This window comes from Brevibacillus sedimenti (assembly GCF_020923495.1).
GTDB lineage: Bacteria > Bacillota > Bacilli > Brevibacillales > Brevibacillaceae > Brevibacillus > Brevibacillus aydinogluensis.
In genome coordinates this window covers 1,846,701-1,872,500 of record NZ_CP064048.1, presented here as the reverse complement: position 1 = coordinate 1,872,500, position 25,800 = coordinate 1,846,701, and the positions used below count along the sequence as shown (strand labels likewise).

Below are 25,800 nucleotides of genomic sequence, written 5' to 3'. Positions count from 1 at the left end.
TTTTTGTTGACGATGGGCAGCACCGTCATGTTCATGATTTCCGGGATGGTGTCCATGTCCGCTCCCCAAGTGGAATGCCCCTCGTGCAAAAAAGTGACGAAAATGCTGGGAAAAAAAGACGCCTGTATGTTTTGCGGGCAGCCTCTCCTGCTCGAGGACGAACAGCCGCAGCAAAACCAGACCTGACGGGAAACAAAAAATCCACCTGCAGCCGATTGGCGCAAGGTGGATTTTTTCCTTGGTCACATGTCATTGCGGCCGGAAAGCCGCGCGCGAAATCACCGTGTATCACTTTCGATTCAGCCCGTCATTGATCGCCTTCCAGATCTCGGGCTGTTCGAAGCCGCGCCGCCACGAAGCGATGCCGGCCAGATTGTACTTGTGCACAAGGGCGACCCGCTTTTGCATGGAGGTGACGTCTTCCAGCCACATCTTGTAGACAGCTCCATCGGCAGGGTCCTCATAGCGGACAAACAATTGTCCGGAATCTTCGTCAAGCGTGGGAGTCAGCTTGCGCTCTTTTATCCATTCTGAGGCCCCGGCCATCGACAGCGCTTTGGATGTGACCTTGACGCTGCCGTCCGGCTGCTTCGTCTCTTTCCACAGCCGGGTGTAAAACGGCACACCCAGCAGCAGCTTCTCGGCGGGCACCTCTTCCAGAACACCCTGCAGTCCTCTCTCCGTCCACGGCAAGGAAGCGACAGAGCCCGCTATCGGACTGGACGCCCAGTGCTCGTCATACGTCATGACCGCGATGTAGTCCACGACCTCGGCCAGTTTCGCCCGGTCGTAAAAACGGGACCATCGGTCGCTGGACGACTTGATCGTGACGTCCATGGACACGGCCAGTCCCAGCTCGTGCAGGTACGGCGTCATCTCACGGACGAATTGGACAAGTCGCTCCTTGTCCTCTACATAGACGTTTTCAAAATCGATGTTGATGCCGTCCAGATCGTACAGATGAGCGTAGTGCACGATCTGCGCAATCAGGTTTTCCCGCTTGTCGTAGCTGCCCAAAACGGACTGGGTCCAATCGGGGTTAAACCCGTTTGTCACCACCCCCCAGACCTGGTACCCGCGCTGGTGGGCCCACTGCACGTACCCGGGGTCCGCCTTGTTGAGCAGCGTGCCGTTGCCGTCCTTCAGCTCAAACCAGGTAGGGGAGACGACGTTCACCCCCGGCATCGGACCAATGTTGGCAACGGCGGGATTGCGGTTGACCACGTGTTCCCAGGTCAAATTGATCTTTGTACCCTCCGGCTTCCACACGGTCGGCTGTTCCCGGCCGGGCTGGTCGAGACTGACTTTGCGCACCTCGGTCAGCGATACCGCCGATGTCGGCAGGTAGCCCGTAATCCCTTTGGAGGACAATACGCGGTACCACTTTTCCGATTCGCCCAAAATATCGACGGCCTCGCCATTGGACAGCTCAGCCACATAGGGGGAACGGTGCGTCGGCTCCAGGCGCAGGCGGACCGGCTCATCCCCGTTGACGACGCTCCCCTGCTGCACGGTGTACCCTTCCTTTTCCACCCGCAGCACCCCGGTGTCGGGATCGCGGCTGAACGAGACGCGGTACAGCTTTTCCAGCGGCTCCAGCGGAATGAAGCGGGTGCCGTTTACTTCCTTGACGGGCACCTGCAGGGAAACGGGCCGTTTGTTCAGGTACGCGACCAGTTCCCCGCTCTGCATGCGCAGCACCTTGTCCTTCGTGGTCACGATCACCGATCGGGTAGGCTCGTCCCAATAGATCGCAGGATCGAGATGTTCCTTGAGAAATTCAAACGGCAGCAGCACCTGCTCCGCTTCAAAGAGATACTTCTTGTCGTACAGGCCGCCCTGCCAAACGATTGCCTGACGGCTGCCTCCATACGGTTCGACATGTTCGTTGGACGGTTTGATGAAAAACCAGTACGCCGCCGCGGCAATCGCCGCCAGCAGCAGAAGGATCGGGGTCACGCGCTTTCTCTTTCGCTTGCGCTTGAAACGAGGGCGAGGGCCCAATTGCACTTCCAGACTCACAGATTTGCTCTCCTTGCACACGGTCCGCCTGCCAGAAAAGACAGGCATCCCGGTCGTTTCCGCTTTTTTTGATCATAGGGCATTGTCGGTCGATTCACAACCTTTTGGCTGGAGGGACATGTTGGGAAACGTGCCCCTGTAAGAAAGACGAATCAGACGAAAAAAGGTTACACCAACAAAAAACACCCTCTCTCCAACAGGAACAGCCGGTTGAAGCAGAAGGTGTTGTTCCGGGGCGCACGCGGTTCAATCAATGAGCTTTCTTTTGGCACTCTTCGCACACGCCGTAAATCTCCATGCGGTGACCGGTCACGCGGAATCCGACCGACTCGGCAGCCGCTTCCTCCACATCCTGCAGGTACGGGAAGTGAAAATCGCGGATGGCCCCACACTTCGTACAGATGGCGTGGTAATGGTCTTCCTCCACGTTGGCGTCAAAGCGGCTGGACGCGTCCCCGTAGGTCAGCTCGCGAACCAGACCCGCCTCCTTGAACACGCGTAAATTGTTGTAAACCGTCGCCACGCTCATGTTGGGAAACTTGCCTTCCAAAGCCTTGTATATCTCGTCAGCCGTCGGATGCGACATGCTGTCCAACAGATAGGAGAGAATGGCATGACGCTGAGGTGTCATACGTACCCCGGTACTTTTCAGGATTTCAACAGCCTTTTCCACTCGCTGTGACATTGAGTTACACCTCACAGTCTTATGCAAGCCAAACAAACAAGCGTTGCTTGTTTGTGATTGATTAGAATTACTTTAAATAAGTGTACGTCTATTCTTCGAACGCTGTCAATATCCATTCCGCTGAAAACGGGAATGTCCGGAGCCGTTCCCCGTCATTTGGCCACGGTCCGCTTGGTCGTTTTCTGTTTCGCTGCCGTGGATGGAGTCCGCGATTTTTTCGCCTCTGCCTGGGCATATCTGCACATCTCCCGCAGCGGACAGACGTCGCACTTGGGATTGCGCGCGGCACACACCCGACGTCCGTGCCAGATCAGCCAGTGATGGGCGTCGGACCACTTCTCTCGCGGAATCCGCTTCATCAACTGCCGCTCCACTTCGTCCACGTTGTCGCTTTTCGCCAGACCCAGCCGGTTGGCGACGCGGAAGACGTGCGTATCGACTGCAATTGCCGGTACGCCAAAAGCGTTGGAGAGGACGACGTTGGCTGTCTTGCGCCCGACACCCGGCAGCGCCTCCAGCTCCGCATGGGTTTGCGGCACTTCGCCGTTGTACTTCTCGTAGAGGATGCGACAGGTCTCCAGGATGTTCTTACTTTTATTCTTATACAACCCCAGCCCTTTTATATGCTCTTCCAGCTCTTCTGGCGTCAAATGGATGAAATGCTCCGGCTTGTTGAATTTTTGAAACAGGGGGCCGGTGATTTCATTTACCCGTTTGTCCGTGCACTGCGCAGAGAGAATCGTGGCAATCAAGAGTTCGAACGGCGTCGTGTAGTTCAGCTCGCAATGAGCGTCCGGGTACATTTGATAGAGGGTATCAAGAATTTGGTCGACTGGTACTTTTCGTTGCGCCATAGGTATGTCCCCCTTTCCTCTTCATTATACGTCCGCCGTCAACCAGTCGTCCTGTACGCCTGAAGCTGCTGCAGGTCATGGCAGGGATGTAAGCCCTGGCGTCGAATACGATTTGGAAGAATGTTACACCGGGAAGGTGACGCTGATGAAGGTATTTCTCACGGGTGCAACCGGTTTTGTGGGAAAAGGCGTGCTGTCCAGGCTGACGGCATCCGGTCACGAGGTCACCTGTCTGGTCCGTCCCGGCTCGGAGGCGAAGCTGGCGCAGGCGGACACAGCGCATGTCACGATGGCCCCGGGAGACTTGTTCGACCCGGATTCGCTCCGGCGGGCGATGGAAGGCGCTGAAGCGGTGATTCATCTCGTCGGCATTATCCGGGAACAGCCGAAAGCGGGCGTGACGTTTTCCCGCATCCACGTCGAAGGCACGCGGAATGTGCTGCAAGCGGCCGCACAAAGCGGCGTCCGCCGATTCGTCCACATGAGTGCGCTGGGAGCGCGAGCCGGTGCCGCCAGCACGTATCACCGCACCAAGCACGAAGCCGAGGAACTGGTCAAAGCGAGCGGCATTCCCTACGTGATCTTTCAACCATCGGTCATCTTCGGCCCGGGCGACGAGTTTGTGAACATGCTGGCCAATTTGGTCAGGCTTCCCGTCACCCCTGTTATCGGCGACGGTTCCTACCCGCTGCAGCCTGTCGCCCGCGAGACGGTAGCCGACGTGTTTGAACAGGCGCTGACACGGGAGAGCGTCACAGGCCAAACGTTTGAAGTGGGAGGTCCGATCCCTCTTAGCTACGCTGAGATTTTGGACGTCATCGGAGAGGTAATCGGCAAGCGGCACGTCCGCAAGCTGCACATACCGGTGGGGCTGATGAAGCCGGTTGTCTCGCTGATGGAAGGCTTCTCCTTTTTCCCGATAACCCATACGCAGCTCACCATGCTGCTGGAGGGCAACGCCTGCTCCGACACCGACGTCCTGTACAGCGCGTTTGATACGCCCAAGATCCCGTTTCGGGAAGGAATTGCCCGGTATGTACGATGACCAGATTACCCCTGAAAGTTTCATCAGGGGTTTTTAGCATTTAGCGTATCTCCAGGATGCCTTTGCCGCCGCGGTAGGCGTGCAGGAGACGAACTTCGCCAACGTCAGCGAAGCCGTACCGGCGGTAAAGGCGCGCGACGTGATCATTGATCGGGAAGACCAAAAGCCGGCTGCCGCCCTCCTCCAAAAACCGCTCCTGGGCATGGCGCAGCAAATGGCCGATCAAGCCGCGGCCGCGAAATGCGGGCAGGGTAGCCACGTTTTCCACCCGCATGTACTCCCCGGCGCGAAGCAGGCAAAGCGTGCTGGCCGGTTCGCCGTTGACGCGCAGCAGGTAATGCGAAAAATCGGGATGGGCAAACTCCCTGGCAAACGCCTTCTCCCTGACTTCTCGTCCGCCCAATTCCGGAATCGACTCGACGGTGAGGCAATCGTCGTAGTTGGCCGCCGTCACCGGTTCGATCACAATCCCTTCCATCGGCCGAGCCTCAGCCAATTCCCCCTGCCACAACTGCATGGGCGAAGGCAGGGATTCCATTTGAAAGCCGTGCCGTTCCAACGCCGCAATCAGCGGCTCTTTGTCCCCCTGTTCGTACACGTATATACGGGGAATGATGCCGCGCTCTGAAAAAAACGAGATGGTCTCACGGACAATCGCTTCCGCCTCAGCTTCCCCGGTGACCGGCTGGGACACATGGGCGTGATTGGCATCGTAGTGCATGGGATTTGCTTCATTCACAAACAACATCCCCCAGGAACGGACCTCCATTCGGGAAAACGCCCGCTTGTACGCTATGTCCGTCTGTTCCGTAATCGACAAAATTGCAGCCTGTGAGAAGACAGTCACCTTTGCTCACCCGCCTTACGTGTCATGTTCGAAAAACGGCAGACAGTGCAGCAGATAACCGATTTGCTGCGACACGCTCCATTTCCGGTGTGTTTAACGTCAGCAGCGAAACTGCCGTAAAAAGGGGCGATCGTCTAAACGTCTGCCGATCCGACGGGATGCTCAAATCACGCTGATAACCTTTTAAAAAATTGCGATTTTTCTGTCTGAAGGGAAGACATCATGATCCGCCATGCCCCTGATTGCTCTCTCACCAGTTCAGACATATAGCCGGACCGGCCGCTCCTGTTCACTGAGCGGCCGGCGACTGATCCGGCGACAGATCCTTTGCACTTGCAGAACACAAGCTGCCCGGGTGCTGACAGTCCTGCTGCCTTCTATCTGCTGTTGCACTAAGTACAACGCAGTCAGTCTGTTCCCTGTTCGTGCAGATGCTGCTCCGCTTGGCCCGTATTTCGGTTGACCCAGCGGGCGACGACAAACAGGTAATCGGAGAGTCGGTTCAAATACTTGACCACCGCAGCATTCAGCTGCTCCTGACTGCTGACCAGCACCGCCTTGCGCTCCGCTCTCCTCACTACCGTCCGCGCCACGTGAAAAGCGGCCGCAGCAGGGTGACCGCCGGGCAGGATAAAATTGGAGAGCGGCGGCAGAGTCGCGTCCAGCTTGTCGATCTGTTCCTCCAAAAACTGAACATCCTCGTCACGAATCGGCCAGCCCACCGTTTTTCCTTCCGGCGTCGCCAGCTCTGCACCGATGTGGAAGAGCTTGGTCTGCACGATGTGAAACACGCCCCGCAGTTCGTTCCATGCTTCCCCGTCAGGAAGCAGCGACAGCGCCAGTCCAATGGCGGAGTTGGCCTCGTCGCACGTGCCGTAGGCCTCCACGCGGTCAGCGTGCTTGGGAACGCGCACGCCGGATACCAGAGACGTTTCCCCTTTGTCACCCGACTTGGTATAGATTTTCACAAACAGCCCCCCATTCCCGTTATTTCCCTGGAAATCGACAAAAACACGCGGCTTTTTGAATGCACCGCCGTTTTACATGGCTTCGGCGACCACAATCAGCTCGGTGCTGGAGGCGTCAAACGGCGCCTTGGCAAACGAGCCGAACCGCTGCGTCACTTTCAATCCATTAAGCCGAAGCAGGTGGTGCAGCTCAGCCGGAAAGATGTAGCGCAGTGTAAAGCGGCCCGTCACCCGCTCAGTCACCACTCCTTCCGGGGAGATCCGCTCGTAGGTCCGGGTCACTTCGGCCAACTGCTGAAAGTGGTCGTAGCGAGTGTAATCCCACATCGCGACCTCTTCGCCCGACTCCAGCCGATAAACCCCGCGCAAGGACATTTTTTCGCTCTCTTCGTAAAGATGAGCGATTTTCGGGACAAATACGTTCATCACGAACTTCCCGCCCGGTGCCAGGTGACGGCGGATACAGGAGAGGGCCTTCATCTGCTCCTGGATATGCAGCAGGTGCAAAAACGAGCGAAACGGAATCATGATCAGCGGAAAGGTTTTGCCCAGATCAAATGCCCGCATGTCTCCCTGCACAAATGTAAGCCGTCCCGATACTCCGCGCTCGTCCGCCTTCTTTTGGGCCCGCTCCAGCATTTCCGCCGACAGGTCCAACCCGGTAACGCTCACCCCCGCCTCTGCCAACGGAATGGCAATGCGTCCGGTACCGCAGGCGAGATCCAGCACCTCACCCCCGGCAGCGCGGGCCATCTCCAGGTAAAATTCGACGTCCCCCGGCAGACCGCGCTGCGTCAGATCGTAATACTGCGTCCAACGATAGATCTCACTCATCATCTCTTCACCTACGCCTGCATGACTTCCGATTCGAGGTAGGCCAGCAACAGTTTGGCCGTGTTTTCCAGTGCCTCCTTGTGCGTCCGCTCGTGGGAGTGGGACGCGTCCACGCCAGGCCCGATCAACCCGTGCACGATGTCGTATCCGGCACGAAGCGCGGCGCTGGCGTCGGAGCCGTAGTACGGGTATATGTCCACCTGGTAGTTCAACCCATGCGCTTCAGCCAGCTTCACCAGGTGCTTGCGCAGTCCATAGTGGTACGGACCGGACGAATCTTTGGCACAGATGGAGACGCAGTACTCGTCCGTGGTCTGTCCTTCGCCGATTGCCCCCATGTCCACCGCCAGATACTCCACTACCCGTTCCGGGACGCTCGCATTGCCGCCGTAGCCTATCTCCTCGTTGTTGCTGAAGAGGAAATGGGTCGTGTACGGCAGTGTGGCTCCGCTCTCCCGCAAGTGTTTCAGCACGCCAAACAGGATGGCCACGCTGGCCTTGTCGTCGATGTGGCGGGATTTGATAAACCCGTTCTCGGTAACAGTCACCCGCGGATCAAACGAAACAAAATCACCGACGCGAATGCCCAGCGCCAGCACGTCTTCCTCGTTTTTTACCTTTTCGTCCAGCCGCACTTCCATGGTTTCCTCGGTGCGCTCCATTTTGCCTGCTTCCCGGCCGTAGACATGGACCGACGCCTTGGTCGAGAGGATCGTGCCGGTAATGATCCGGCCGCTGTCCGTCTCGATCATGCAGTGCTCACCTTCCACGGCGTTCCACGCGAACCCGCCAATCAAGTCCAGTTTCAGCCGGCCGTTTTCCTTGATCTCTTTTACCATTGCGCCCAGCGTGTCCACATGGGCCGTCAGCAGTCGTTGCTTGTCGTCGTTTCTGCCAGGCAGGGTGGCCAGCACCGCTCCCTTGTTGGTGCGAACATAGTCGATGCCCAATCGGCTCAATTCTGCTTCGATCAGGGCCATTACTTTGGCGGTATTGCCGGTCGGACTGGGCGTGTTGGCCAGGCGGCAAAACATCTCCACCATGTAGTCGGTCGATACGGTCATCGTATTTCCTCCAATGTCTTGCATCATGATGCGTGTAGTATCCTTGAATGAAAAAGCCTTCCTCGCGTGAGCAGGCGCGACAGAGGGGCTAATGTTATTGCTGCTGCAGTTGCTCAATCGTTTGCAGCACTTCCTCGACGTGCCCCTTCACTTTTACCTTGGGCCACACCTTGACGATCGTGCCTTCCGGGTCGATGAGAAATGTAGAGCGTTCAATGCCCATGTATTCCCGGCCGTACATCTTTTTCAGCACCCAGACGCCGTACGCCTCCGCCACCTGATGATCCGGGTCGGCCAGCAGCGGAAACGGCAGCTCGTGCTTGGCAACGAACTTGTCATGCGATTTGACATCGTCGGGGCTGATGCCGAGCACCACCGTGTTCAGCTCGGCAAACTTCGGGTGATAGTCGCGAAAATCGCACGCTTCCGTCGTGCAGCCCGGGGTCATGTCCTTGGGATAAAAGTACAACACTACGTATTGACCGCGAAAATCCCGAAGAGAAATCGTCCGATTGCCGTTCGCCTGCAGGGTAAAATCAGGCGCCGCTTGTCCTACTGCTACCATCATGAAATCCCTACTTTCCGTTTCAATTTTTATTGACGCGCTTGTCTCATTTTACCACAAAGCGCAGATCCACTTCATCTGCTCGCACGTTGCGTATTTGGGAGGAAGACGATAAAATGGAAGGATAGGAAAATTGTCAAAAATAAAGAATTATAAAATTTGGCGTAGTAGCTGGATGGTGAATCAATCATGAAGGAGTTTTTTCAGGTAACCGAGCCGGATGCCCTTAAATCTCTTGCCATACCGGAGCGCGTAAAGATTTTGGAACTGTTTGAAGACCTGGAGCCCCGCACGGCGAAGCAGATCGCGACCGAACTGGGCGAAAACGCCGCTCGCCTGCATTACCATGTGAAGGAGCTGGTCCGCGTCGGTCTTTTGGAACAGGTGGACACCCGGGTCAAAGGCTCGATCGTGGAGAAGTACTATCAGCCTGTGGCCAAGGTGATCCAGGTCAAACTGCAGCTGATGATCGAAGAAAACGCACAGCAGTTGAGCGACATCATGTTTACGCCGTTCCGCACCACGGAGCAGGATTTGATGCGGACACTCAACCGGTTTGTGGCCAGCGATGTGGACGTGCGCAAAGAGTACAAGGACACGTTCGCGTTCAATTTAACTGAATTTTATTTAAATCAGGAAGAACGGAATCAGCTGGTGGACGAGATCAGCGAACTGCTGCAAAAGTACAAGGGGCTGAAAAATGAAAACGGCCGCCGCAAATTCAAGTTCTTTGACGTGCTGTTTCCGCTGATGCCGCCCGATCCGGCCGAAGACGAGGGCGACGGGGTTGAGGACAGCGACGAATAACCGCTTTGCCTGACGCATAGGAATGACTGTCACGCTGACACACGAACATCATGTTTGCGCGATGGTTTTCGCCCATGTTTGACGGCAAGGAGGTTGGCAATGTGCACCATCCTGTTTGATTTTGACGGCACCGTCGCAGATACGCTGCCGCTGATTTTCACCGCGTTTCGCTCGACGTTTCAGCAGTATCTCCACCGCCACTACACAGACGAGGAGATCCTCGCCATGTTCGGACCGACGGAGACTGACATTCTGCAGGCGATGATTCCGCCAGAACAGCTGGAACAGGCTCTCGACCACTTTTTCCGGGTCTATGCGGAAGGACACCGGCACGTGCACAATCCATCGGAAATCGCGCTGATGCTGGACCGGCTGCGCGAGGCCGGCTTCGCCATGGGCATTGTCACCGGAAAAGGGCGGCGCAGCGCCGACATTTCCCTGCAGGCGTGGGGGCTGGACCGCTATTTTGACGTGGTCATCACTGGCGACGACGTGTCACGGCCAAAGCCCGATCCCGAAGGCATTCTGTCGGCAATGAAACAACTGGGAGCACGCGCCGAACAAACGCTGTACGTGGGAGACAGCGATGCCGATGTACTTGCGGGACGGGCCGCATCCCTGGTCACGGTCGGCGTGGATTGGCTGCCAGTCACACAAAAAGCGGGCTGCTTCCAGCCCGAACCGGATTACCTGTTTACAGACCCCGGGTCCTTTACAGATTGGGTCCTGGGTAATGAAAAAGCGGGCACCCGATAGACACGGGTGCCCTTTTGTGTTGAGGACGGTTTAATAGGCGCGAGCGAACCAGACAGTATGTTTGGCTTCCCCGCCGCAGGTGATGCAGGTATGCTTGACTGTCGGCGGCTCAAACGGAATGTTGCGGGAGGTGAACTTGGTCTCCTCTTTCACTTTCGCCTCGCAAGCGTCGTCGCCGCACCAGCCGGCCAGCACCCAGCCGGCAATGCGGTTTTCGCTTTCCGCCTTGGCGATGTGCTCCTTCAGCGCATCCAGGGTGTCGATGTCCAGGTGGGAGTGGGCGGTACGGAACGCCAGCGCCTTTTCAAACATGTTCCGCTGAATCTCTTCCAGCAGGTCGGCGACCGCTTCCACTGCCCGGTCCAGGGCGACCGTCACCTTTTCGCCGGTATCGCGACGGGCCAGGACCACCTGTCCGTTGTCCACATCGCGCGGACCAATCTCCAGGCGAATCGGCACGCCGCGCATTTCCCACTCGTTGAACTTCCAGCCCGGCGTCTCTTCACGCAGGTCTGCCTTCACCCGCACGCCCGCCGCCTTCAGAGCGTCAAACAGCGGATCGAACTTCTCCATCACCTTTTCCCGCAGTTTGGGCGGACCGACCGGGATCATCACCACCTGGGTCGGTGCCACACGCGGCGGCAGCGCCAGACCGCGATCGTCACCGTGAACCATGATCATCGACCCGATCAGGCGGGTGGACGTCCCCCACGAAGTGGTATGGACGTACTTGAACTGATTGTCCCTGTCGAGAAACTTGATGTCAAAGCCTCTGGCAAAGTTTTCACCCAGGTAGTGCGAGGTGCCGGCCTGCACCGCCTTGCCGTCCTTCATCATCGCTTCGATGGAATAGGTGTCCACTGCGCCGGCAAAGCGTTCGCTCGGCGTCTTCTGCCCTTTCCAGACAGGGATGGCCAGCTCCTGTTCGACCACCTCGCTGTAGATGTCCAGCATCTGCATCGTTTCCTGCCGCGCTTCCTCCTCGTTGGCGTGGGCGGTATGCCCCTCCTGCCAGAGGAATTCAGACGTGCGCAGGAACGGCAGCGTCCGCTTTTCCCAGCGAAAGACGTTGGCCCACTGGTTGATCAGCACCGGCAGATCGCGATAGCTCTGAATCCACTGGCTGTACATGTGGCCGATGATCGTCTCCGATGTCGGCCGCAGGGCGAGCCGCTCTTCCAGCTTTTCGCCGCCCGCTTCGGTCACCCAGGGCAGCTCCGGATTGAAGCCTTCCACGTGCTCCTTCTCTTTTTGGAAAAACGACTCGGGAATCAGCATCGGGAAATAGGCGTTGCGGTGGCCCGTCTCCTTGAACCGTTTGTCCATCGCCGCCTGAATCCGCTCCCACAGCTCGTACCCGTCCGGCTTGAACACGATACAGCCGCGGACTGGTGTGTAATCCATCAGATCCGCCTTGGTAATCGTATCGATGTACCAGCGCGAAAAGTCTTCCGACTGCGGGGTAATCTCCTTTACATACGCTTTTTCATTCGCCATGTCACACACTCCTCTAAAATAAATAAACCCCCATCCCAATTAGGGACGGGGGAATTACCCGCGGTACCACCCTGATTGACCGCAACGGCGTGCTGCGGCCCACTCAACGCCCGATAACGGAAGGGCATCCGGCATGGCTCATCGCCAGCGGCTCCAGGATGGGGAGCAGATACGCCTGTGCATCGACCTTCCAGACAAGGGCCGACTCTCTGGAACACGGTCAGTACCTGCGGGTCCTTTCATTGCCTTTGATTAGGCAATATCATAGCAAGCCAAGAAATCATTGTCAATTTGTCATGCGAAGGTTGAGCCGTCCAGACAGCTTTACGTACAGCGGATACGCTGCCAGCGAGAGCACAACCCCTTTGAGTATGTTAAACGGCACGATGCTGTACAAAACAAACGACCAGACGCTGTCCGCCTGGAACTGGGCCAGCAGCTGTTCCAGCGACACCTGGTAGAGAGCCGCGTAGGCGGGCAGCAGGAAGTAGGCGTTGGCAGCCGCCATGACCGCCGTCATCAGCACGGTTCCCAGCACAAGTCCTGCGGCAAAGCCCTTTTTCCCCATGCCGCGGCGCTGCAGATAAATGGCTGCCAGGATAAAGCTGGCGCCGGCAACGACGTTGGCCGCCTCGCCGATCAGCAGGCCATCCGTATTTTTTAACAGCATGTGCAGCGTGTTTTTCAGCACTTCCACCAGGACCCCGGCCACCGGTCCGTACAGCAAGCCCCCGATCAACGCCGGCAGCGTGCTGAAATCCAGCTTCAGGAACGGCGGCAGCAGCGGCACCGGAAACTCGAGATACTGCAGAACAAATGCGACCGCCGCCAGCATGGGAATCGCCACCAGCCGCTGCGTCGCGTGTGATGGGCGCATCGTCGTTGCTTTCATCTGTACCATCTCCTCACGTGTTACTTCCTTCTGATGAGGAATGGCAACAGAAACGTCCACCCCTGCCCGGTCGTCTATCCGTACGTTCACCAAACAAAAACCCTGAGGACTGACTTCTCCTCAGGGCTTGCGAACGCGGACAGCTGACCATGCCAGTGCCACAGGTATGCGAAATGAAAGGGGCCACAACAGGCATACGCCCCCACATCCCGTACCCGCGCACAGACAAACAAGCACGTGCGGTGTACGTACTGTCGTCATCCTTCTCCCATCCAGACTGTACTGTCGGCTCCGGACTCGCACCGGATCCTGCACTCCAAGCGTTTACGCCGGGAGGCTCGCGGGCTTACGCGCCGTGCGCGATCACCGCCGGTCGGGAATTTCACCCTGCCCCGAAGGAATTGTATATTGGTTGTTACCAGCTTATTATACGACGACGCTGATGAAGTTGACAATGCCGGAAGTTTCCAAATCTCCAAATCATCAGGGAGCCCACATGGTCAAACCGCAGATGGTGGAATCTGCGGTTTGACCCGTTACTGCTTCGGCTGTTTTTTTACTGGGTGGCCAAGCGTTCTACGATATTGTTGATCAGCATTTCTTTTTGCAGAGCTAATTCATTTGGTTTATCGCCGACCCAGAAGTATTTCGACACAGCGACAGCAAGGTAAATGGTTACTGCACCACCGGCATTCAAGGCCACTATATGGCTGTATATAGCCGCTGCACTGATCGCCGCAGCAGCGTACGCAACGTACAACACGCACTGTCCAGTTCCGTATCCTTCTTTTCCGCTTTTTACCCTTCGTTCATCTTCTTTGATTACCTGATCCAAAATTTGGCCGCCCTTGTCGATTGCCTTATTAATTTTGAGGTGGTCACCGCTGTATACTGCGCGCTCAAATTCCGCGAAGTAGGACGGAGATTTCGCCTTCATCCGCGCAACCAGGTGATCAATGACTTGCTTCGTTTCTTTTTGATTTACCTTGCTCAGCAAATCTTTCGTCCAGATTTCAGGGAAAAGGTGGGCAACAGGACCTTGTCCAAAGATAATGCCGCGGAAGAGCGTTTCCCCATCGTACTTCACTTTGGAAGGTTGAGTTGCGTAAGCATTTACGCTTACCAGCATAAGCAAAAAGGCCAGAAAAATGGGAAGTGCTTTTTTGAGATTCATCCCTACTCAAACCCCTTTTCACAATATTTTTTCTTCTCTGTGGTCAATTAGCGATGATTCAAAATCTTATAGGCGTCCCCTCCCTTTCAACATGGAGCAAAGCCAACCTGAATCCTTGCCACGTTGAAATGAAAAGTGCCGCTGCCTTCGCCATGGACAAGACGGTTGTTGCTGCTCCAACGTGTTGTTGTAAAGATTAAGCACCTTTCACTTGTTGAGGAGAAAGGTGATAATCTTTCTGCGTTGGGCTTGTCTCCTTCTTGAACAGTCTGATCCGATGCAGAGACGTGAACTCTTGCTCCACTGGCCGCAGATAAAGGATCAAAACGGCGCTCATGATCATGGAAAAGCTGATTAACCCGAGCATAACGGCAATCACTTCATGCATGAGCAGGGCAGCAATGAGGAAATATTTCCAATACTTCTTGGGGGCAAACAGCGCGCCAAACAAACACACTTGCAGAACAAGGGTGCCCCATGTCGGCAGGACGACCGCTGGCGATGTCAGGATGGGGTTTACCAGTTGCAGAAAGAATGAGGGCAGACCCAGCATCGGGTCCCGCAAATAGTAGTAGACGGAGGTTCCGTTGAGCCACGTTGACTCGAACATCTTGGCAACCGATGAATGAAAATATATGATCGCAACCTGCAAACGAATGGCAAAGAAGGTTACCAGTGCGATGATGCGCCGAATAATGACGTGATCGGAAACAACTTGCGGTTCATGGGCTTTTTGCCAATGCCATTTTCTCGAATCGGTCAATGTGATCGGCAGCAGCAAAAACGTAAAGACAGCAGCTACCTGGTCTCCGCCGTCCAAGGTGATGGCCGACACGTTGAAACTGTAGCAAATCCACCAGTGAATGACCCCGGTAATTCGCGGACGCCATCCGGAAGCGACGATCAGAAGCAAAACGACCGCGATCCATCTGACCATGTCCAAATAGAAATAGTCGTTGGGAACGGTGCAAAACAGGCTGATCGTGTTCACGCAAGTGGGATAGACATCCATGCCGGACGAAGGTCGGAAAAACGTATGGGCATCGTTTACCGCCAACGTCAGCGCGGTCGACAATGCCATCAACGATCTGGCCAAGCCATACACGTTTGTCCACGGGTTTTGCGTCAACGCCAGGTTGTAGGCAAATGATCCTAATTTTTCGAACATTTCACGTTCACCCTCACAACTTTTGATGGCATATCGATTTTCTTACCGCTGCGGCTCCACGCCCAGGGAACCGGTTCCTGATACACAAAGCCGATGTCTCCGCAAATGGTCGGATAAGGCGTAGGGTTGTCCAATTCCGCGTAGACAGCTGCCTTGTTCAAGCAAGCATAGGGATTTTCTTCGCAATCCGTTTTGGCGGACTCCGGTATTCTGGAACTGAGAAGACCGGCCTCGATCCCTTGACTTCTTCCAAAGCGCTTCAATCCAAAAAAGTTTTCAGACCGATTATTTGGCCAGGCGGCTGCCAGTGTCCCATTTGTTATGTCCACCACTTGAAACGTGAGGTCTCGCGCATCTTTGCTGTAAAAGCCCCACCCCTGCGGAAACCACGAGGCAATGTACAGTTCCTTTGCAAGCGGTAAAGCGGAAATGGGATTGGTGGGCATCACTGCGTGAATGGCTGCGACAAAGATGTAGAGCCAAAAGGCAGCCACCAGAGCGAAGATGAGCCCAAAGCGTGAAAATCTGGTTACACCGACAGGCTTCAACATGCTTCTCCCCTTTCACTGTTTTTTCATCTGGATTGGCCATGGTTTCGCTCCGTACACCCAGGATAGAAATGATTAAAAAAATTTATATATTTTTCCATCCATTAGTAGGATTGGACCATGACTTGCATCAGTTTTTGGGAGTGGAAAATCTATCATTTGGATACATCTTATTCCTTTTTTACTACTATATCCAATATTTTGAAAAATCAACTATTATTATCGCAGTATGTCAGTCTTCTCGCGGTGCATCATGGAAATATCTGCATAAAATTGTATAATATATACTTGCGAGTTCTTTTTTGGGGTGAAGAGGCTACTTGTGGGGGAGGTTTGCGTATGGGAGAAAAGGTGTATCACCGTGAAGTCCAGCGCTTTCGCCAAAAAGTGCTGTGGACGATCGTCATCATCGTGGATGTGATCCTGTTGTCCGCATTTAGCTATGATTTGTACCAACGAATCGTTTTGCGAAAAGTGGTCAGCGAGCCGGTAACCGATGTGGAAGCGTGGATCATTTGGATTCTGTTTGGTATTGCTACGCCGCTGTTGATAACCTCGCTGTTCTTGACAAAACTCGTCGTTGAGATCAGGGAGAAAGGGTTGTACCTGCGTTTTTTCCCATTCGCGAAACACTTTATCCCCTATAACGAGATAGCAGCGTATGAAGTTTGTCAATTCAGCCCTTTCTGGGATTTCGGCGGTTTGGGTGGAAGATGGATCTTTGGCGGATGGGCCTATACCGTGAGCGGAAATCGCGGAATCAAAGTACGCCTGAAGAACAACAAGGTATTTGTGATCGGTTCGCAACATCCTGAAAAACTGGTTGAAGCCTTGGCCAAAGCAATCGGAAATTCATAGTTTCCCGTTTGAAGGCCTGCACATTGATCTGCCAAAGTTGCTGGTCGGCTTTGGCAACAAAACTGGAGCGGGGTCACGACCCCGCTCCTCTGTATTTGCGCACACCCCAGTTCCAGATCGCCAGCCCGATGCCGAAAAAGATTACCCCCATGACCGGCGTAAACGCCGCGTACACGTACCACGTCTCCTTGCGCAGAAAGTAGGCGGCCGGATAAACGCCGACGAAAGCAAACGGCAGAATGTACGTCAGCACGAAACGAATCACCTTGTTGTACACGTCCACCGGGTAGCGGCCGTACTGCTGGATGTTCCAGATCATTGGCGCGATGCCCGTGCGCGAATCAGAGAAAAAGCTGACGGCGGCAATCGCCGTGTACACCCCTGCATAGATCAGTGCCCCGCCGATCACCAGCACGACAAACAGCAGCGGATCGTACCAGTGGAAGGACAGATCCAGCTTGAATGCGGCGTAGCCCATGATAATCAGCCCGGAGATGATGCCAAAGATCCGGTCCGGTGCCATCGATTCCAGACACACCTGGGCCAGGTTGTGCAGCGGCCGGGTCAGGATGCGGTCCATTTCGCCGCGGATGATGTAGCGCTCGTTGAAGTCCCAGAAGCTGAAAAACATGGAGAACAGCGCGTACGGAATCAGGAAAAAGCCGTAAATGAAGATGATTTCGTCCCGCGTCCAGTCTTTTAGCAGCGGCACGTGCTGAAAGACGACGATGATGAAGACGAGATTAATCAGCTCGTAGATCAGATTGGAGACCAGATCGCCGAAAAAGTCGGCCCGGTATGCCAGCCTGGTCTTGAAATACTGTCCGAGGTAATCGGCGAAGACGCCGATGATGTGTCGCGCGTTTTGCATCGGTTACCCTCCCTGCACGACCAGTTTGTGACGAGCCCGCCGCCACAGAATCAGGATCGGCATGAAAATCACCGCAATCCAGACCGCCTGCAGCCCGATCAGCTCCCACGCCTGCTCCGGTGAAATCGCGCCGGTGAAGATCAGGCTGGGATAGTAGTTGATCGCCTGGAACGGCAGCCACCCCATCAGCGTCTGGGCCCAACCGGGGAAAAAGCTGATCGGCAGCACCAGGCCGGACATCAGATCGACAATCACCCGCTTGGCCCGCATCATCCCGTCGTTGCGGAACAGGAAAAAGGTAAACAGGCCGGTCAGCAAATTCAGCTCCGTGTTGATGACAAACGCAAGCGTCAGGCTGACCAGGTACAGGCCCCAGCCTTCCGGCGTTCCCGGGAAGCGGAACGGGATCAGCAGGCTGACCAGAAAAATGCCGGGCGCTGCAAAAAAGAGCAGGCGAAAGATACCCTCGCCAAAAGCCTGCGCCGTTTTCACCGAAAGGTAATTGTAGGGCCGGATCATCTCGATGGCCACCTTGCCTTCCCGCACGTCCTGGGCGATCTCCATGTCGATGTTGTTAAAGTAGAACGCTCGGGACATCCAGGCGATGGCGACGTATGCGGTCATCTGCTCCACGGTGAGGCCGCCGAGCTGCTGCTGGCCGCCGTAGATCGCTCCCCAGAGGAAGTAGTAGGCGCCGATGTTGATCGCGTAGATAATGATGCCGCTGTAGTAGTTCACCCGGTAGGCGAGCATGGTGAGAAACCGGATGCGAATCAGTTCCAGATAAAGTTTACCCATGGCTGACAACCTCGCCGTCAGTCGAGTAGATGTTGCGCACGATGTCTTCCGTGCTGGCCTCCTTGATCTTCACGTCGCTCACCTCAAACGAGCCCATCACCACAGACAGGACGAACGGCAGCATCTCCTGGCTGCGCGCCACTTTTACCCGCAGCGAGAACTCGTTGTCCTGCAGGATTTCACAGGGCAGCTCGCCAAGCGCCGCCCGCATCTCTTCCGGCGCCGTCCGCTTCTTGAACTGGAATGCCACCTCGGTGCCGTTGCCCCACTTCTCTTTCAGATCAGTCAGTTGGCCGTCAAAGATCAGCCGGCCTTGGTCCATCACCAGCACCCGCTTGCAGAGCGCCTCGATGTCGGACACATCGTGCGTGGTCAAGAGAATCGTCGTATGTTCCGTTTCATTCAGATTGCGGAGAAATTCCCGGATTTTCTGCTTGACCAGCACGTCCAGTCCGACCGTCGGCTCGTCGAGAAAGAGCAGCTTCGGCTTGTGAATCAAGGCGGCGGCCACTTCGCAGCGCATGCGTTGGCCGAGGCTCAGCTTGCGCACCGGCTGGCTGACGAACGAGGCGATGTCCAACTCCTCGATCAACCGCTCCAGCCAGCGCTCTCCTTCCGTGTCGTCCACCTTGTAGACGTTTTTCAGCAGGCGGAACGACTCCAGCGGCGACAGGTCCCACCAAAGCTGGGAGCGCTGTCCGAAAACGACGCCGATCGAGCGGACGTACTGCTCCCGCTGCCGGTACGGCACGTATCCGTTGATGACGATCTCGCCGCCGCTCGGGGTGAGAATCCCCGTCAGCATTTTGATCGTGGTTGATTTGCCGGCTCCGTTTTCCCCGATCAGGGCGAACATCTCCCCCTCCTCAACGGTAAAGGAAATATCGTCAACCGCCTTGACCGTTTTGTACTCCCGGCTGAACAAGTCGCGAAACGCACCCGCCAAGCCGGCACGGGCCTGGTGGATGCGAAATTCCTTTTGCAAATGACTGACACGTATCATGACAACCCGTCCTTTGCTTAACCTCTACATAATCCATAGCTAAGTTTATCGAAGGCCATTCATTTCTGCAAAATCCAGTGTGCTGAAAAGCGTCGAGACGCCAATCTGTTCGACAGATCGCCATCCCGTCGTCCTGCTTTTTAACGGGGACAATTGCACCTTTTCCAATTACGCCCCCAAGCCGGCTGTGGTAAGATGATGGAGGACTTTGTGGACAGAAAAGAGGGAGTACATATGAAACGAGAGCGATCCGCACAGCTGCACGAAGAAGCGATGGAGGTCATCCTGGGCGGGGTGAACAGCCCGTCCCGCTCGTTCAAGGCAGTCGGCGGCGGCGCCCCCGTCACGATGGAACGGGCGCAGGGCGCCTATTTCTGGGACGTCGACGGCAACCGGTACATCGACTATCTGGCGGCGTACGGTCCGATTATCACCGGCCACGCCCATCCGCACATTACCAAAGCGATCAGTGAAGCGGCGGCCAACGGCACGCTGTACGGCACGCCGACGCCGTGGGAAATCCAGTTTGCCCGCATGATTCGCGAGGCGATTCCGTCGATGGAGCGCATCCGCTTCAACAACTCCGGAACGGAAGCGGTGATGACCTGCATTCGCGTCGCCCGCGCGTATACAGGTCGCGTCAAGATCATCAAATTCGCCGGCTGCTACCACGGCCACTCCGACCTGGTGCTGGTGGCGGCAGGTTCGGGGCCGTCCACGCTGGGCATCCCGGACAGTGCCGGCATCCCGCAGAGCATCGCCAACGAAGTGATCACCGTTCCCTACAACGACATCGACGCGTTTGCCGAAGCGATCCGGGTCTGGGGACAGGAGACCGCGTGCGTCCTGGTGGAGCCGATCGTCGGCAACTTCGGGATCGTGCCGCCCAAACCCGGTTTTCTGGAAGCGGTGAACCGGATCGCCCACGAGGCGGGCGCGCTGGTCGTCTACGACGAAGTGATCACCGGCTTCCGCTTCTGCTACGGCGGGGCGCAAAACCTGCTGGGCGTAGAGCCGGACCTGACCGCACTGGGCAAAATCATCGGCGGCGGGCTGCCGATCGGGGCGTACGGCGGCCGACGCGAGATCATGGAGCAGGTGGCACCGCTCGGCCCTGCGTATCAAGCCGGTACGATGGCGGGCAATCCAGCCTCAATCCGAGCCGGCATCGCCTGCCTGGAAGTGCTCCGGCAGCCGGGCGTTTACGAGGAGTTTGAACGGTTGGGCCAGCTGTTGGAAGAGGGCATTCGCCGCGCTGCCGAGACACACGGAATCACCATTCAGGTGAACCGCGTCAAAGGAGCGCTGGCCGTCTACTTCACGGACCAGCCGGTCACTGACTATGCCTCCGCTCAGGCGGCGGACGGAGAATTGTTTGCCCGCTTCTTCCGGCTGATGCTGGACGAGGGCATCTGCCTCGCGCCGTCCAAATACGAAGCCTGGTTCATCACCACCGCCCACACGGAAGACGATATTCGCGCCACCGTGGCGGCAGTGGACCGTTCATTTGCCGCACTCGCGAAGTAAGCGGTCAAAAATTGCCTGCGACAGCTGCCGGCCGCTCGGGCATACTAGCCTCAAACAGCATTCACACAGGAGGGAACCCCGTGTCCAAAGGCGAACACACTTACCCGCAGGCACCGGAAAAGACGATGGACCCAAAGATGAACTCCAAGATGATGGAGGTCGTCGGCTTTCAAAATCCGCGAAAAACCGAACATCACAAAACCCAACAGCACGACCGGTAACAAATGCAAATTAATGCGCATTCCTCTATTTACCACAGACGAATGCGCTTTTTTTTATGCGCGTGGGACAGGCGTTTTTATCGAACAAAAACATTTTATTTGCATAAAAACGCTTTCATTTGCATAAAAAGCCAGACGATTTCTTGTGTCCCCCTTATATTCGTGGTATTCTAAACATTACAATTTTGAACTTTCCGAATTGTACGCAGGGGAGGTGGAGGGTCAGGCCAACTGACCGGGACCATGCTAGACAACAGACAGAGAAATACGATTGAGCAGTTTCAAGGCTATCATGTGATTGAACACGACAGTTGCGGCATCATCTGTATCATCGAGAAGTCGGGAACGCCGACGCGGACCAACGTGCAGGAAACGATTCGCTCGCTGATCCAGATGGAACACCGCTCCGGCTTTATCGACGGGGAAGGAGACGGCTGTGGCATCCTCACGGACATCCCCCGCGCGCTCTGGTCCGCCTATCTGCACCAGGCCGGGCTGGACGGCGATCTGGCCCGTGATCCACGCTTTGCCGTCGCCCACATCTTCGTGCCGCGCTCGGGCCACGACCCGCAGGCCGTTCAGGAAGCGATTCGCGGACTGTTTGCCGCGCACGGTGTGGAGATCCTGCTGGAACGGGAAAACGCCGTCAACTCGGCAGTGCTTGGCAATAACGGCAAGCGGGACGAACCGGTTTTCTGGCAGTTGGCCGTCTTCGCGCCGGAAGGCTTGAACCAAGCTGCGTATGCCAGCCGCCTGTTTGAATTGCACGTCGCCATCGAAGCGGCCCACAACGTTCACGTCGCTTCGCTCAGCCCGGTGACCAGCGCCTACAAGGTAATGGGCGCCGCCAACATTCTGCCTCAGTATTTTCACGACCTGGCTGACGAACGCTTTGTCTCGTCCGTCACCATCGGTCACAACCGCTATTCCACCAATACCTTGTCCAACTTCTTCCGCGTTCAGCCGTTTTCCCTCCTGGGCCACAACGGTGAGATCAACACGATCAGCAAGCTGGAAGAAGAGGCACAGATGCTCGGCGTGCCTTTGGTCGACGGAGGGAGCGACTCGCAAAACCTCAACCGCACGATCGAAACCTTTATCCACCGGTACGGCCTGAGCCTGTTTGAAGCGATGGAAGTGGTGTTCCCGCCGATCCATCACGAGATGAAAAACCTGCCGGATGACCTGCAGGACTTGTACACGTACCTGCGCCAGGCTTGGGGTCACTTTGCCCAGGGACCGGCCGGGATCGTTTCGCGGTACGGAAATGAGTGCGTGTTCAGCGTCGACGCCCTGGGGCTGAGACCGCTGTGGATGGTGGAAAGCGCCACGTCCTATTACTTCTCCTCCGAGCAGGGAATCATACCGGTTCATCAAATGGCAAGCGAACCAAAACCGCTCGCCCCCGGTGAAAAGGTGGGCGTCATCCTGCACGCGGAGAAAGAGGTGGAAGTGATCCCCCACCACAAGCTGCAGCAGATCGTCCGCGACCGCTTTGCGGAAAAGGTGGAAGCAGCCGGTGCCCGTCAGCACCTGCACTTCGCCTATGAAGCCAACGCGCTCGTCGCCGAACCGGACACGTCGGCACCGACCTCTTCCGTCTACAGCGCATTTGGCTGGGACCGTGAACAGATTCAACTCGTGGAGCAGATGTCCGCCAACGGAGCCGAACCGATCCGTTCGCTCGGCCACGACGGCCCGCTGGCTGCACTGTCCAAGGAGCGGCAAAACCTGGCCGATTACATCAAGGAAAGCGTGGCTGTCGTCACCAACCCGGCGATTGACCGCGACCGGGAGATGGAGCATTTCTCCACGCGCGTCGTGATCGGGACCCGCGTACCGCTGTCCGGCACAGCCTCGGACGGCCTGCGTCTGGAGCTGCCCTCGCCGCTGCTCTTCGAAGGGCAGTCGCTGCAGGAGACGGCGCAGCAGCAGGGCACGCTGTCGCTGGAACAGGTGATCCACTACTTCAACAACCACCCGTCCAGCATCGCGATCCTCTCGACCCACTTCGAACGGGAAAGCGGACTGGAAGGCGGGCTGAAACGGCTGCAGGAATCGGCCGTACAGGCAGTGCAGAATGGAGCCGTGCTGATTGTGTTGGACGACACAGAGACGCATCAGAACGGCCGGTACTGGATCGACCCGCTGCTCGCCGTATCCGCTGTCGACCAAGGCTTGAAAGCAGCGTTTGACGCTGATGGTATCAGCCTGCGCCGCCGGGCCGGCATCATCCTCCGCTCCGGTGCCGTCCGTTCGCTGCACGACCTGGCCTTGTCCTTTGGTTCCGGTGCGGACGCGGTTTCGCCGTACCTGATGTTTGCCACCGCCTTTGCCAAAGCAGGCGCGGCATCAGCCGCCAATCTCTACGCCGCACTGAACAAGGGGCTGGAGAAAGTGATCTCCACCATCGGCATCCACGAGCTGCGCGGCTACGGTCGGCTGTTCTCCTCCATCGGGCTGCAGGCGGACGTGGCGAAGGCGCTCTCCATCGTGAACTTCTGCGGTTCCGATCAGGTCGGCCTCTCCTATGCCGCTCTGGAGGCGGACAGCATCAAACGGCACGAGGATTACGCCAGTGCAACGGCGAGGGAAGCCAAGACGTTCCACATTTTCCCCCGCCTGTGGAAACTGATCGGACAGGTCGCCGCCGGAGAGATTCCGTACGCCGACTACGCGTTGAAGCTGGAAGAAAACGAACGGGACAACCCGATTGCGATTCGTCACGTGGCCGACTTTGCCTTTGACCGTGCCGAGCAGCAGGTGGACCCGGCCCAGGTGGACATCAGCGTAGGCGATCATTCGCTGCCGTTTTTGATCTCCTCCATGTCGTTCGGCTCGCAGAACGAAACGGCCTTCCGCGCCTATGCCGAAGCCGCCGACCAGCTCAACATGATCAGCATGAACGGCGAAGGCGGCGAAATCAAAGACATGCTCGGCCGCTACCGCAAAACGCGCGGTATCCAGGTGGCGTCGGGCCGCTTCGGGGTCAACGTGGAGCTGGCCAACGCGGCGGATATCCTGGAAATCAAGATCGGCCAAGGGGCAAAACCGGGCGAAGGGGGACACCTGCCCGGCTCCAAGGTAACGGCGAAAATCGCCGCTGCCCGGAACGCCACGATCGGCTCCGACCTGATCTCGCCGTCCAACAACCACGACATCTACTCCATCGAGGACCTGGCCCAGATGATCACGGAGCTGAAGACGGCCAACCACGAAGCCAAGGTGTGCGTCAAGGTGCCGGTCGTGCCCAACATCGGGACCATCGCCGTCGGCATTGCCAAGGCAGGCGCCGATTTCATCACGCTCTCCGGTTTTGACGGAGGAACGGGGGCGGCACGCGTCCACGCCCTGCAGCACGTGGGGCTGCCGGCCGAGATTGGCGTCAAAGCCGCCCACAACGCCTTGCTCGAAGCAGGCCTGCGCCACAAGGTGGAACTGTGGGCCGACGGCGGCGTGAAAAGTGCAGCAGACGTCGTCAAGCTGATGCTGCTTGGCGCCAATCGCGTCGGCTTTGGCACCCTGGCGATGATCGCTGTCGGCTGCACCACCTGCCGCGGCTGTCACCTGGACACCTGCCACGTGGGTATCGCCACCCAGATCGACTCGCTGGAAGAGGCCCACGAAAAAGGGCTGCGCCGCTTTGTGCCGCGCCAGTTCGACCAGGCTGTCAACGGGCTGAAAACCTTGTTTACCCTGTTTGGCGAGGAAGTGCGCCGCATCACCGCCGCGCTCGGCTTCAGCCGTACGCAGGATCTCGTCGGCCGCTCCGACCTGCTGGTCCAAACCCGTCTGCTGGAGCGAATCAACCTGTCGGCGCTGCTGGCCGTCCATCCGCTGTACACGCCGGAGGCAGCCGCCGTTCGGGCGGAAGAAGCGGAGGAGCGCGTGCTGGTCACCGCCGGTGCTGCCGCCGCTTCGGAGAACCGCTACTTCAGCCCGGATCGACCCATCCGGGAGACGTTTGCCGGGATTTTGTCCAGTGAACGCGTGCTGGGCAGCCGCTGGTCCGGTGCCCGCGTGAAAAATTACCTGGACGGCAGTTACGCCTCGCTGCCGGAAGTGTCGCTCCACTTCACCGACGGCAGCGTGCCGGGCAACGGTCTGGCCGCTTACAACGCACAGGGCGTTACCATTCGGGTGGAAGGCGGCGCCCAGGACGGCGTCGGCAAAACCAGCTTTGGCGGCCGCGTCTCCATCCTCAAGCACAAGGGTCATAACGGTGCGTACATCAACGGCTCCGTCGGCAAGAGCTTCTGCTACGGTGCGCAAAAAGGCTTGTTCATCGTACAGGGCAATGCCGATTCCCGCGCCTGCATCCGCCTCTCCGGTGCAGACGTCGTGTTTGGCGGCGAGATTACCGAGCCGATTCGCGACGAGCTGGGCGGTATCGGAGCACGGGCCAATCTGAAAGGCTTTGCCTTTGAATACATGACCAACGGGCGCGCCGTCGTGCTGGGCGATCCCGGTCCGTGGATCTGCGCGGGCATGACCGGCGGTGTCGTGTACGTCCGCCTGCAACCTGAGATGGGCTTTGACCAGGCAGCTCTGGAGCGCAGGATCGCCAAAGGGGCAAAGGTGTTCCTCTACCAACTGGACGAAAAAGGCGTAAACGACGTGCGCGAGCTGCTCTCCGCCTACAAGGAGGAACTGCTTGCCACCGAGCAGTACGAAACAGCCGGCCGCATCCAGAAGCTGATTGACGATCCGGCTGCACACTTCCTGATGATTTCGCCGAAAAAAGAGCAGGCCGATCCGTCTGTCTCCACCGAGTAACCTCCCCGACAAGATCAGCA

The 25,800-nt window shown here is 57.1% G+C and carries 24 protein-coding genes and 1 riboswitch (1 of these 25 cut by a window edge); of the genes, 8 read left to right on the top strand and 16 right to left on the bottom strand.

Going from position 1 to position 25,800, the window contains the following annotated elements; genetic code table 11:
• Positions 1-186: the final stretch of a DUF2614 family zinc ribbon-containing protein gene (locus tag IRT44_RS09235; RefSeq protein WP_171565026.1), read on the top strand. It extends 189 nt beyond the left edge of the window; the window shows 186 of its 375 coding nt (coding positions 190-375); its start codon lies off the left edge, out of view; it ends in the stop codon at positions 184-186.
• A gap of 102 nt (positions 187-288) precedes the next feature.
• Here the strand turns inward: IRT44_RS09235 and IRT44_RS09230 are convergent, their stop codons facing one another.
• The 3 genes from IRT44_RS09230 to nth form a co-directional block, all read right to left on the bottom strand.
• Positions 289-2,022: a glycosyl hydrolase family 18 protein gene (locus tag IRT44_RS09230; RefSeq protein WP_230077806.1), complete on the bottom strand. Its 1,734-nt coding sequence runs from the start codon at positions 2,020-2,022 to the stop codon at positions 289-291.
• A gap of 250 nt (positions 2,023-2,272) precedes the next feature.
• Positions 2,273-2,707 carry a peroxide-responsive transcriptional repressor PerR gene (gene perR / locus IRT44_RS09225; RefSeq protein WP_212132677.1) on the bottom strand — a complete coding sequence of 145 codons (435 nt, stop codon included), beginning with the start codon at positions 2,705-2,707 and terminating at the stop codon, positions 2,273-2,275.
• Between the two features lie 152 nt (positions 2,708-2,859).
• A complete protein-coding gene (nth, locus tag IRT44_RS09220; protein ID WP_230077805.1) occupies positions 2,860-3,561 on the bottom strand; it encodes an endonuclease III in 702 nt (233 codons plus the stop codon).
• Positions 3,562-3,706: 145 nt separating this feature from the next.
• Between nth and IRT44_RS09215 the strand changes: the two genes are divergently transcribed.
• Positions 3,707-4,606, top strand: a complete 900-nt coding sequence (locus tag IRT44_RS09215; RefSeq protein ID WP_230077804.1) for a complex I NDUFA9 subunit family protein — start codon at positions 3,707-3,709, stop codon at positions 4,604-4,606.
• 40 nt (positions 4,607-4,646) lie between these two features.
• Here the strand turns inward: IRT44_RS09215 and IRT44_RS09210 are convergent, their stop codons facing one another.
• The 5 genes from IRT44_RS09210 to bcp all read right to left on the bottom strand — a co-directional run bounded on the left by IRT44_RS09210 (position 4,647) and on the right by bcp (position 8,884).
• Entirely contained in the window at positions 4,647-5,345 is a 699-nt protein-coding gene (locus IRT44_RS09210; protein WP_230077803.1) for a GNAT family N-acetyltransferase, read from the bottom strand.
• A gap of 515 nt (positions 5,346-5,860) precedes the next feature.
• Positions 5,861-6,421 carry a cob(I)yrinic acid a,c-diamide adenosyltransferase gene (locus IRT44_RS09205; protein ID WP_171565032.1) on the bottom strand — a complete coding sequence of 187 codons (561 nt, stop codon included), beginning with the start codon at positions 6,419-6,421 and terminating at the stop codon, positions 5,861-5,863.
• Between the two features lie 72 nt (positions 6,422-6,493).
• Complete coding sequence (locus IRT44_RS09200) at positions 6,494-7,255, bottom strand: class I SAM-dependent methyltransferase (protein ID WP_171565033.1); 762 nt, start codon at positions 7,253-7,255, stop codon at positions 6,494-6,496.
• Between the two features lie 11 nt (positions 7,256-7,266).
• Positions 7,267-8,319 (bottom strand): M42 family metallopeptidase, encoded by a 1,053-nt coding sequence (locus tag IRT44_RS09195; protein ID WP_212132673.1) that lies wholly within the window; start codon positions 8,317-8,319, stop codon positions 7,267-7,269.
• Positions 8,320-8,413: 94 nt separating this feature from the next.
• Complete coding sequence (gene bcp / locus IRT44_RS09190) at positions 8,414-8,884, bottom strand: thioredoxin-dependent thiol peroxidase (protein WP_171565284.1); 471 nt, start codon at positions 8,882-8,884, stop codon at positions 8,414-8,416.
• A gap of 189 nt (positions 8,885-9,073) precedes the next feature.
• Here bcp and IRT44_RS09185 point away from each other — a divergent pair, with 189 nt between their 5' ends.
• Together IRT44_RS09185 and IRT44_RS09180 are read left to right on the top strand one after the other, a co-directional pair.
• A complete protein-coding gene (locus tag IRT44_RS09185; protein WP_171565035.1) occupies positions 9,074-9,691 on the top strand; it encodes a winged helix-turn-helix domain-containing protein in 618 nt (205 codons plus the stop codon).
• A gap of 99 nt (positions 9,692-9,790) precedes the next feature.
• Positions 9,791-10,447, top strand: a complete 657-nt coding sequence (locus tag IRT44_RS09180) for an HAD family hydrolase (protein WP_230077802.1) — start codon at positions 9,791-9,793, stop codon at positions 10,445-10,447.
• A gap of 30 nt (positions 10,448-10,477) precedes the next feature.
• On the opposite strand, the gene proS is transcribed toward IRT44_RS09180, so the two are convergent.
• From proS to IRT44_RS09155, 5 genes are all read right to left on the bottom strand, one after another.
• Positions 10,478-11,944: a proline--tRNA ligase gene (gene proS / locus IRT44_RS09175; protein WP_171565037.1), complete on the bottom strand. Its 1,467-nt coding sequence runs from the start codon at positions 11,942-11,944 to the stop codon at positions 10,478-10,480.
• 286 nt (positions 11,945-12,230) lie between these two features.
• Complete coding sequence (locus tag IRT44_RS09170; protein ID WP_171565038.1) at positions 12,231-12,836, bottom strand: ECF transporter S component; 606 nt, start codon at positions 12,834-12,836, stop codon at positions 12,231-12,233.
• Between the two features lie 256 nt (positions 12,837-13,092).
• Positions 13,093-13,240: riboswitch (FMN riboswitch) on the bottom strand.
• A 152-nt stretch (positions 13,241-13,392) separates the two neighbouring features.
• Positions 13,393-14,010: a sporulation delaying protein family toxin gene (locus tag IRT44_RS09165; RefSeq protein ID WP_171565039.1), complete on the bottom strand. Its 618-nt coding sequence runs from the start codon at positions 14,008-14,010 to the stop codon at positions 13,393-13,395.
• A 196-nt stretch (positions 14,011-14,206) separates the two neighbouring features.
• Positions 14,207-15,178 carry a sporulation-delaying protein SdpB family protein gene (locus IRT44_RS09160; RefSeq protein ID WP_171565040.1) on the bottom strand — a complete coding sequence of 324 codons (972 nt, stop codon included), beginning with the start codon at positions 15,176-15,178 and terminating at the stop codon, positions 14,207-14,209.
• Positions 15,163-15,729 (bottom strand): SdpA family antimicrobial peptide system protein, encoded by a 567-nt coding sequence (locus tag IRT44_RS09155; protein WP_171565041.1) that lies wholly within the window; start codon positions 15,727-15,729, stop codon positions 15,163-15,165. Before IRT44_RS09155 ends, IRT44_RS09160 begins: the two co-directional genes overlap by 16 nt.
• 336 nt (positions 15,730-16,065) lie before the next feature.
• Here IRT44_RS09155 and IRT44_RS09150 point away from each other — a divergent pair, with 336 nt between their 5' ends.
• Positions 16,066-16,584: a DUF6141 family protein gene (locus IRT44_RS09150; protein ID WP_171565042.1), complete on the top strand. Its 519-nt coding sequence runs from the start codon at positions 16,066-16,068 to the stop codon at positions 16,582-16,584.
• A 73-nt stretch (positions 16,585-16,657) separates the two neighbouring features.
• Here IRT44_RS09150 and IRT44_RS09145 read toward each other — a convergent pair whose 3' ends face one another.
• From IRT44_RS09145 to IRT44_RS09135, 3 genes are read right to left on the bottom strand one after another with little or no spacing between them, the layout of a single operon-like run.
• The gene (locus tag IRT44_RS09145) at positions 16,658-17,455 is read right to left on the bottom strand and encodes an ABC transporter permease (RefSeq protein WP_171565043.1); all 798 of its coding nucleotides are present in this window, start codon (positions 17,453-17,455) and stop codon (positions 16,658-16,660) included.
• Positions 17,456-17,458: 3 nt separating this feature from the next.
• Positions 17,459-18,253: an ABC transporter permease gene (locus IRT44_RS09140; RefSeq protein ID WP_171565044.1), complete on the bottom strand. Its 795-nt coding sequence runs from the start codon at positions 18,251-18,253 to the stop codon at positions 17,459-17,461.
• The gene (locus IRT44_RS09135) at positions 18,246-19,256 is read right to left on the bottom strand and encodes an ABC transporter ATP-binding protein (RefSeq protein WP_171565045.1); all 1,011 of its coding nucleotides are present in this window, start codon (positions 19,254-19,256) and stop codon (positions 18,246-18,248) included. The genes IRT44_RS09140 and IRT44_RS09135 overlap by 8 nt, the downstream gene beginning before the upstream one ends.
• Before the next feature lie 234 nt (positions 19,257-19,490).
• Between IRT44_RS09135 and IRT44_RS09130 the strand changes: the two genes are divergently transcribed.
• From IRT44_RS09130 to IRT44_RS09120, 3 genes are all read left to right on the top strand, one after another.
• Positions 19,491-20,783, top strand: a complete 1,293-nt coding sequence (locus tag IRT44_RS09130; RefSeq protein WP_171565046.1) for a glutamate-1-semialdehyde 2,1-aminomutase — start codon at positions 19,491-19,493, stop codon at positions 20,781-20,783.
• Positions 20,784-20,863: 80 nt separating this feature from the next.
• Positions 20,864-21,004 carry a hypothetical protein gene (locus IRT44_RS09125; protein WP_171565047.1) on the top strand — a complete coding sequence of 47 codons (141 nt, stop codon included), beginning with the start codon at positions 20,864-20,866 and terminating at the stop codon, positions 21,002-21,004.
• A gap of 243 nt (positions 21,005-21,247) precedes the next feature.
• On the top strand, positions 21,248-25,780 hold the full coding sequence (locus tag IRT44_RS09120) for a glutamate synthase-related protein (RefSeq protein ID WP_230077801.1): 4,533 nt from the start codon (positions 21,248-21,250) through the stop codon (positions 25,778-25,780).
• Positions 25,781-25,800: the final 20 nt, after the last annotated feature.

What these genes read in the sequence shown, in the direction of transcription:
- bcp (WP_171565284.1), bottom strand. Translation starts at nt 8,884, where the DNA reads ATGGTAGCAGTAGGACAAGCGGCGCCTGATTTTACCCTGCAGGCGAAC.
- IRT44_RS09130 (WP_171565046.1), top strand. Translation starts at nt 19,491, where the DNA reads ATGAAACGAGAGCGATCCGCACAGCTGCACGAAGAAGCGATGGAGGTC.
- IRT44_RS09140 (WP_171565044.1), bottom strand. Translation starts at nt 18,253, where the DNA reads ATGGGTAAACTTTATCTGGAACTGATTCGCATCCGGTTTCTCACCATG.
- IRT44_RS09145 (WP_171565043.1), bottom strand. Translation starts at nt 17,455, where the DNA reads ATGCAAAACGCGCGACACATCATCGGCGTCTTCGCCGATTACCTCGGA.
- proS (WP_171565037.1), bottom strand. Translation starts at nt 11,944, where the DNA reads ATGGCGAATGAAAAAGCGTATGTAAAGGAGATTACCCCGCAGTCGGAA.
- IRT44_RS09120 (WP_230077801.1), top strand. Translation starts at nt 21,248, where the DNA reads ATGCTAGACAACAGACAGAGAAATACGATTGAGCAGTTTCAAGGCTAT.
- IRT44_RS09155 (WP_171565041.1), bottom strand. Translation starts at nt 15,729, where the DNA reads ATGTTGAAGCCTGTCGGTGTAACCAGATTTTCACGCTTTGGGCTCATC.
- IRT44_RS09170 (WP_171565038.1), bottom strand. Translation starts at nt 12,836, where the DNA reads ATGAAAGCAACGACGATGCGCCCATCACACGCGACGCAGCGGCTGGTG.
- IRT44_RS09195 (WP_212132673.1), bottom strand. Translation starts at nt 8,319, where the DNA reads ATGACCGTATCGACCGACTACATGGTGGAGATGTTTTGCCGCCTGGCC.
- IRT44_RS09150 (WP_171565042.1), top strand. Translation starts at nt 16,066, where the DNA reads ATGGGAGAAAAGGTGTATCACCGTGAAGTCCAGCGCTTTCGCCAAAAA.
- IRT44_RS09165 (WP_171565039.1), bottom strand. Translation starts at nt 14,010, where the DNA reads ATGAATCTCAAAAAAGCACTTCCCATTTTTCTGGCCTTTTTGCTTATG.
- IRT44_RS09185 (WP_171565035.1), top strand. Translation starts at nt 9,074, where the DNA reads ATGAAGGAGTTTTTTCAGGTAACCGAGCCGGATGCCCTTAAATCTCTT.
- perR (WP_212132677.1), bottom strand. Translation starts at nt 2,707, where the DNA reads ATGTCACAGCGAGTGGAAAAGGCTGTTGAAATCCTGAAAAGTACCGGG.
- IRT44_RS09180 (WP_230077802.1), top strand. Translation starts at nt 9,791, where the DNA reads ATGTGCACCATCCTGTTTGATTTTGACGGCACCGTCGCAGATACGCTG.
- nth (WP_230077805.1), bottom strand. Translation starts at nt 3,561, where the DNA reads ATGGCGCAACGAAAAGTACCAGTCGACCAAATTCTTGATACCCTCTAT.
- IRT44_RS09135 (WP_171565045.1), bottom strand. Translation starts at nt 19,256, where the DNA reads ATGATACGTGTCAGTCATTTGCAAAAGGAATTTCGCATCCACCAGGCC.
- IRT44_RS09160 (WP_171565040.1), bottom strand. Translation starts at nt 15,178, where the DNA reads ATGTTCGAAAAATTAGGATCATTTGCCTACAACCTGGCGTTGACGCAA.
- IRT44_RS09215 (WP_230077804.1), top strand. Translation starts at nt 3,707, where the DNA reads ATGAAGGTATTTCTCACGGGTGCAACCGGTTTTGTGGGAAAAGGCGTG.
- IRT44_RS09200 (WP_171565033.1), bottom strand. Translation starts at nt 7,255, where the DNA reads ATGAGTGAGATCTATCGTTGGACGCAGTATTACGATCTGACGCAGCGC.